This window comes from Vibrio vulnificus NBRC 15645 = ATCC 27562, from assembly GCF_002224265.1.
Classification (GTDB): Bacteria; Pseudomonadota; Gammaproteobacteria; order Enterobacterales; family Vibrionaceae; genus Vibrio; species Vibrio vulnificus.
This window is the reverse complement of sequence record NZ_CP012882.1, coordinates 1,733,996-1,741,042: the sequence shown is the minus strand read 5'-3', so window position 1 is coordinate 1,741,042 and position 7,047 is coordinate 1,733,996. Positions and strand designations below refer to the sequence as shown.

Here is a 7,047-nt window from a genome sequence, read left to right as displayed (position 1 = left end):
GTCATGTCGAACTGCGAGATAGTACCCACAGTAGGCGACGTTTATTCGAGAACTTAATGCTGCTTGACAAAGTTTAAACTTAAACAGATAAAGACGAGCCAGAAGATAGCCAGTAGTAATTCCAAACCAGTTTGTCATCATTCGGATGTCGAAAACGTGCGATGGCTTAAAAACAGTTGCGATAGCTCATCGAGTGACACAATAAAAAGCAACAAGACTAGAAGTCGAATTGCAAATATGTCATTGGATATGGCTTTGCACATTGAAGGGAAAGCGAGAACAGCCATGTAAGCGATTAAAAAGCTTAATGTGGAAATGAAGAGCACGGCTCCCACACAATATAGTATTCAAATTGTTCGTAACATGGTTTCCATTCACTACTTTTCCATAGTGAAAGTGAAACTGTCATGATGCAAACGACAAATAATCCTAATTTTCTCATGTCTCTATCGATGGGTACAAAGCCTAAGTATCGTTTTACATAGTAAAGTGCGCGCCAAATTCTGTATTGCCATACCGATTGCAATTGAAACTGGCGGCACCAATCACCCCATACATTTGGCTCAGGGCCAAAAGCAAAATAATGGCAATGCTCCCAGAGGCTATGTGATGTATTTCATTGTTTTCTCGTAGCACTCATCAACAGGAGAAAGCCAACCGAGCCGTGGCGACATTCACCAACTGCCAAGCGCCAATATGGCTAACAAGATACCTGCAGACTCAAACTCTGCACCAAAGAGCATCATGACTTCTTGTGAATAAAAGTACAAGCAATGACTGGAATGAGAGAAAGAGAAATATTGAGTCCGGAAAGCGTTGGTGCTTAGTTTTTTCAGTTTTTCATCTCTCCTTGCTGATTAAGAGGCAAACATTGGAGCGACATAAAATTCACGCTGATCAGCACAAATCCAATGAGCAGCGAAGTCCTTTGAGCTGCAGCCAATAAACCCAGATCGCTGTCAGTTAGATAGAATCCCGCGATGATCAAACTGCCCCACTGGATCACGTTGGTAAAGATATTGCCAATCCAAACCTGTTTGCACTGTCGGTTAATTCCGCATTATGGCAACGGGTAAGGCCACAGTGGATATTGACCTGAACGAAGCCATTGGCATCGTTGATATCAATGCAACCATAGGGCTGAAAGTAGCAGAGCCAGCAACATGCTTATCAGACTAATGATCTCAAAGAAATGCAATATCGTAATGAACAAGACTAGAAAGCAGCTCACACCCATCTGCAAAGCAAATATCGCAGGAGAACATGCGTATCGCTTGTAAGCATAGCTATTGAGTTGTGCTAACACGATAAGTGGAATGGTGAGTGAAAACAAGCGAAGAGGCTAGAGTATGTTTACATTGATGAGTGATGCGCCAAAGGTAAATTGAACGATGAAGGCAAAATGCACAGAGAAAAAGAGAAGCCAAACTTCTTTGCACTGAGATGGTATAGTTTTCGCTCTGTTGCTGTATCGAATTCTGACTGAAAGCGATGGCATTGTATTTCACCAATGAAACATGAATCCAAGCTGACTGACGATAGCAACGAAGGAGACCAAATTAAAAAGATAGAAAAATTGTCCGCGACCGTGGCATCTGAGAACCTGCAACAGCAATCGTGAGTATAAACGCAAACAAGGCCGATAAAATTCGCATGATCCCTGTCTGTACCCCAATTGAAACGAGTTTTTTTCTCATGGGACAAACCAGACAATTTTTGATTAAGCGCGCTGAGCATAAAATGATTCTCAAATATATAGGCTGCTGAGCGCCAATCTTGTTTTTCTTCACTGTAGGTGTTTTCATATCACTACAGTACTGTTGGAATGAATGGTATCGAAGTGTCTACGCAGTGGATGATCTGTTTTGCCATTTCTTGCGGACGGGTACTGGCTAGGATGGTAATCCAGATCTTTTGTTGCGCCGATTTTGCGAATGACCATAGGACGAGTCAGTTTAGCCGCTTCGAGAATCGTAAGAGGCATCCCTTCCCATGCTGCTGTGTGTAAATAGATGTCCGCATTGCGAAGGCGTTCTACCACTTCTGTTCTTGCAACATACCAGTGACTTCGATACCTTTGTCACGCAACTGCTGTTCTAACGAAGGCGTCCCCGCCTCCTATCCAAGTAATGTTCAGCTGAATAGCAGAGTTATGCTGCAAGATATGTTCAGCAACTTGACAAAGAAATTGGGATCTTTTTGTTTCGCCACTCGCCCTAAGGCTACAAGGTTTATCTTTTCGCCTCGTGGAACACTGTTGCCGGCGTTAGATGGTAGGTGACGTAGTTATTCAGTAACTCCGCTTTTTTGGCTCCCAACGAAATGGCTAAATCGCATTCACGCTGGCTGCATCCAGCAATCGAGTAAATTTCTTAATGCGAATCCCTTCGAGTATTCGATAGAATTTTTGTGCATATACCGAATGTCTTCTCGTTCAAACGCGTAACAATGCGGGTATAGATAAGTTTTGCATTGCCACAGTCAAAAATCGCCCAAGAAATCCCGCCTTGCTGGAGTGGAGAGTGGATCACCTCCGGCTGGAGTTGTTTGATACGTTGATTGGCACTCAAGAAAAATTGAACCAGATACCATCAATGAAGGTGGAAGATTGAAATTGGTTGTTACCGTTTTCTTTCGTAGAATCTTCTTCACGGGCTCGGGCAAAAAGGTGATGCTCAATAGGTTCATTCCTTGATGAATAAACGTAGCTATAAAGTGCAGTTTGTACACCACGCCAAATGCTTCTGTAATATGCAGTACTTTTTTCATTTTGACTCGTCCCTGGTGTCTTTAACCATTTGTTCTTAAATTGAGCTCTTCTTCCTCTGAATATAAATGACGTAGAGTGTAGTCGTACATGTAAAATAGCTTTGAAAAGTCGTAATTGTTTTTGAAATGACTATAGATATTTGAATACCACTTGTTTTTGCTTCATTACTGTTTTTTAAATAAAGCCATCAACGTTGAGAATTTAGCGATGTCACTATCTAATTTATTAAGATGTTCGCACTTTATTAGCATCACTTCTGTTTTCTTGTTTTTGAAAAGATAAAACTTCCTTGTTATCAATGTCACTTTTAATGACGTCAATACCAAAATTTTTATTTAATTCATTATCGAACCAATTCGCGAAGTAATTAAGGTTAATATAATGTCGAAACAAAACTCGACATGTTGATAATCCTCTCCATGTCTCGATGAATGGAATCGTTCTTTTTTCCTTCGATAAACTGAATATGAAGGTCTTGGAAAAAACGAAAGAACAGTGGCAATCGGATCTCGAACAAGCGTAACGATTTTTAGATGATTTCGATTCTGAAAAGTCGTTTTCTATGATTCAGGATAACGCGGTACATCGTCCGATTTTTAAAATCAAAGAACTTTTTGACGTCCTGACGATTGTGATACATTTGAAACTTTCATGATCGTCAAATGTATGAATGTGATAGCTAGGTATATTGTAGTCACTCAACGTATGCTCAATAGAAGAAGATCCGACTTTTCCCATTTGGTACACCAAGACGAAATTATCGGATTTGAGCTCTTTATTTTTCTCAAACTGTCTATTCAATGAGTATTTCATAGTTCCATTCCATAGATTATAACGTGCGATTGAGCACAGGTTTGATGAATGATTTTTGATTAATAAAATAATATTAATAAGAATGGTATTTCTTTAATTTATATACCCTTCCTACTTGAAACTGCAGCGGTGTTGGCTGCAACTCCAAGTTGTTTGGGTATATAAATAATATTTGAAAATAATTTTTATGGGTTGGTATTGAAATTTTGACGGTTAATCATCCTTGGATGAATAGTCCATCATAAGCTTTATAATAACTGTCTCTAAATTTCTCAATGGTAAATTCCTTGCAACGTGAAATGGAATATTTACTCGCTACACTATAATTCTCATTACTGTCGCAAACTTGAATTATTTTATTCGCCAGTTCTTCACTGTTAGAAACTTCAAATAAATAACTAGCGTTGCCGATGACATCATCCAATCCTGGAACATTCGAGCTCAATACAGGCAAACCTGCCGCCATGGCTTCTACAGCCGCCAACCCAAATCCTTCAATGAGGGAAGACTGTACATAGAGATCCATTTGCTCTAAGAAAGTAGGGATATCGGTGACGACACCATGAAAAAACACTCGATTCGTGATATCTAACTGCTGAGCGAGAGATTCCAGCGCCTCTCGCTTTTGGCCATCGCCAGCTAGGTGTAACTGGTATTGTGTTGGGAGTAGGGCGACGGCTCTAATCAGCGCTTCATGATCTTTATGCTCATGCAGTCGACCCACCATGCCTATTTTGATTTGAGCCGGATGTTTGATGCCTGTTCTCGCGGACATCGAAAAGCATGACAGATCAACGCCATTGTTAATGACTTTGTATTTCTGACGAAAATTCGGCATGAACTTGATCAACTCTTCCTGCACCTTCTCGCTAATACTGACGGTAAGATCGTGGCTTAGATACAAGAGATACTCCATAAACTTAAATGCCGGATAGTCGCGTCTTCTATTGCTTGAACTGTGTTCTGTCTGCAGCTTTTTCTTACCTAAGGCAAGCAGTGCAAGATAGATCGACGGATAAAGATGCCCATGAACAATGTCTGGCCAGCGAAACAAAGCCCATTTTTCCTTAAAGGTGAGTGTTTGCCATACATAACACTCAATGCCATGATGACTGAGCGTTTCGAGATAATCATTTTCGTGGCAAAGCACCAGAATCTTTATGTCGTACTTAGCCTCTTCGCCAGTAACGAGGTCGACCAAAAACTTCTGCGCGCCACCATTTTTAGATAGATCATTGATAATATGTAAAATTCTCATGATGCTTCGTTCTTTATCTCAAGTTAATAAGCGTATTTTTGGACATAGTGGGCTTCCTCTTGTGGTGTTGTTGCTTGAGAAATAACAACGCCAAATGAAGGAATATCGTGCTGACGTTGTTTCGACAGCGCCGTTTTAGCCAAAGCGACTTTGGTAGAGTCTGAGCGAATGACGGTAATCAATCCTTGAGCCAACTGGCCAAGAATCAATGCATCGCTGACGGAAAGCAGTGGAGGAGTATCAATAATGATGCGATCGTATTTTTCCTGTAGTGTGTTTAGGAGATTTTGGAATCGCTTTGACGACAGCAATTCTTGTGGATTTGGCGGAAGCAGACCCGCGGTTAAGACGTCGAGATTCGCTTCTTCGATTCGAACGATGCACTCTTCTAAAGGTGTGTTCATAGTCAGGATGTTGCTTAAACCCGGAACTTGTGCGGGAATATTGAAACGTTTTTCTAGCGAAGGTCGGCGTAAATCGCAATCGATCAAAAGTACACGTTCTAAGTTTGAGAAGGTCGATGCGATGTTGATACAAGTGGCGGTTTTCCCTTCTTCAGGTATGGCTGACGTAAAGACCAAGACTTTTTGCTTACTGTTCACCAGACGTAACAGTAGCGAGGTTCGGATGGAGCGACACGCTTCGCTAAACACGCGATTTTGAGGATCAAGATAGGCTTGGAAACTGACGCCTGGTTTACGTAATTTGCGACTGCGAACGTAAGGTATGGTACCAATACAGCTTAAACCGAGTTTGTTCTCAACATCTTCGGGTGTACGGATCACGTCTTTAATCATATCTAAGATGATGGCTGCGGCAGATGAGAAAAACAGCGCAAACACCGCACAGATGATGACGAGTTTTAGTCGTTGCGGAGCAATAGGGAAAAGTGGTTCGAGAGCTTTGTCTGTAAAACGAGCATTGACGTTACGAAAATCACTGGTCGCCGTGGTCTCTTTTTCGCGGTTTACAAACGCTTTGAGCAGTTCTCGATTACTTTCAACATCTCGTTTGAGTTTCTCATATTCCGCTTTTTTTCCGCCCACTAATTGGATTTCGGCCTTCTTGTTGCTCATTTCTCGACGAATGCTGTTTTCAAAGCTCTGAGCTACTTTGAGATCCTGTTGTTTGCTCAGCACCATTTCCATGATCAACTGTTGCGAACGCGCTTGGATATTTTGTAATTGGGCTTTTGCTTGAATCATTTTGTCGTGTTTAGGGCCATAACGCTGTGAAAGTTCACCCACTAATTTCTCTGCGTTACTCTCCAGCATTTTGAGTTCGCGTATTTGGGCTTGATTAGCGAACTCATCGATCGAAAGCAGGCTATCGAGGTTTTGTGCGGATTTTCGCAGCAGAAGATCACTTAGGGTTTGTGCTTGAATTCTCTTTTCTATCGCAATGTTGAGTTTTTTACTCAGCTCTTCCAATTCATTCGCGTAAATATCATCGATGCCATTGATGTCGACGAGGCCTTCTGTGGTGAGAAATTGTTGTAGTGCTTGTTCTGACTTGTGTAGTTTGTCTTCCAATTGTCTGGCATTACTGTCCAGCCAATTGGTTGCATTTTGCGTTACTGCCAGTTTCGCCTCAAAGTTGGAATCAATATAGGCTTGACCGATGGCATTGGCGATTTCTGCTGCGAGTTTCGGATCGGCGGAGCGGAAACTGACTTTGACCAACTGAGTGTTGCGTATCGGATCAATATCAACTCTGTTTTTGTAGCTTTGTAACGCTTCATAATAGGAAGAGTGATACTCATTGGTTTCCGTTGGGTTCGGTGAAACATTCAACAGATCTTGTATCAAAGGAACGGACTTAAGCTCATTAAGCTTTGTTTTGAGCGAGCTTGACCCCGTAAAGTGTGGATGATTGGTAAGATCAAATTGTTGGATGATCTTGTCAGCGATGTGGTTAGATTGGAGTATCGCTATTTGTGTCTGAAAGTACTCTTTTTTGGTGGTATCTAGACCATAGACTTCCTCGATCGATAATGCGTTGCGCTGCTCTTCCTGAATTAAAATGGTGGCCGTCGCTTGGTAAATCGATGGTTTTGAATAGATAAACCAAGTTGCGGCTAACGTAATCACCAAAGAAAGGGTGACAATACTAAACCAATGCTTTCTGAGGACCTTTAGATAACTTCCAAATTGGAACAATTCTTTATTACCGATGTAATAACGGTTTGTTTGATTTTCATTCATTG

4 protein-coding genes and 1 pseudogene are annotated in these 7,047 nt (G+C 41.4%); all 5 read right to left on the bottom strand.

The annotated features are described in order from the left end of the window. Positions 1-1,801: 1,801 nt before the first annotated feature. Positions 1,802-2,041 (bottom strand): glycosyltransferase, encoded by a 240-nt coding sequence (locus AOT11_RS23975; RefSeq protein ID WP_237342687.1) that lies wholly within the window; start codon positions 2,039-2,041, stop codon positions 1,802-1,804. 440 nt (positions 2,042-2,481) lie between these two features. Further along, positions 2,482-2,769, bottom strand: coding sequence for a hypothetical protein (locus tag AOT11_RS23970; RefSeq protein WP_237342688.1), 288 nt, complete (start codon positions 2,767-2,769; stop codon positions 2,482-2,484). Between the two features lie 4 nt (positions 2,770-2,773). Further along, a pseudogene (locus AOT11_RS23210) lies at positions 2,774-3,583 on the bottom strand (putative capsular polysaccharide synthesis family protein); the annotation flags it as partial. Between the two features lie 217 nt (positions 3,584-3,800). Further along, positions 3,801-4,841, bottom strand: a complete 1,041-nt coding sequence (locus AOT11_RS23205) for a glycosyltransferase (RefSeq protein WP_017422400.1) — start codon at positions 4,839-4,841, stop codon at positions 3,801-3,803. 23 nt (positions 4,842-4,864) lie between these two features. Further along, on the bottom strand, positions 4,865-7,045 hold the full coding sequence (locus AOT11_RS23200; protein WP_026050764.1) for a GumC family protein: 2,181 nt from the start codon (positions 7,043-7,045) through the stop codon (positions 4,865-4,867). Positions 7,046-7,047 lie beyond the last annotated feature (2 nt).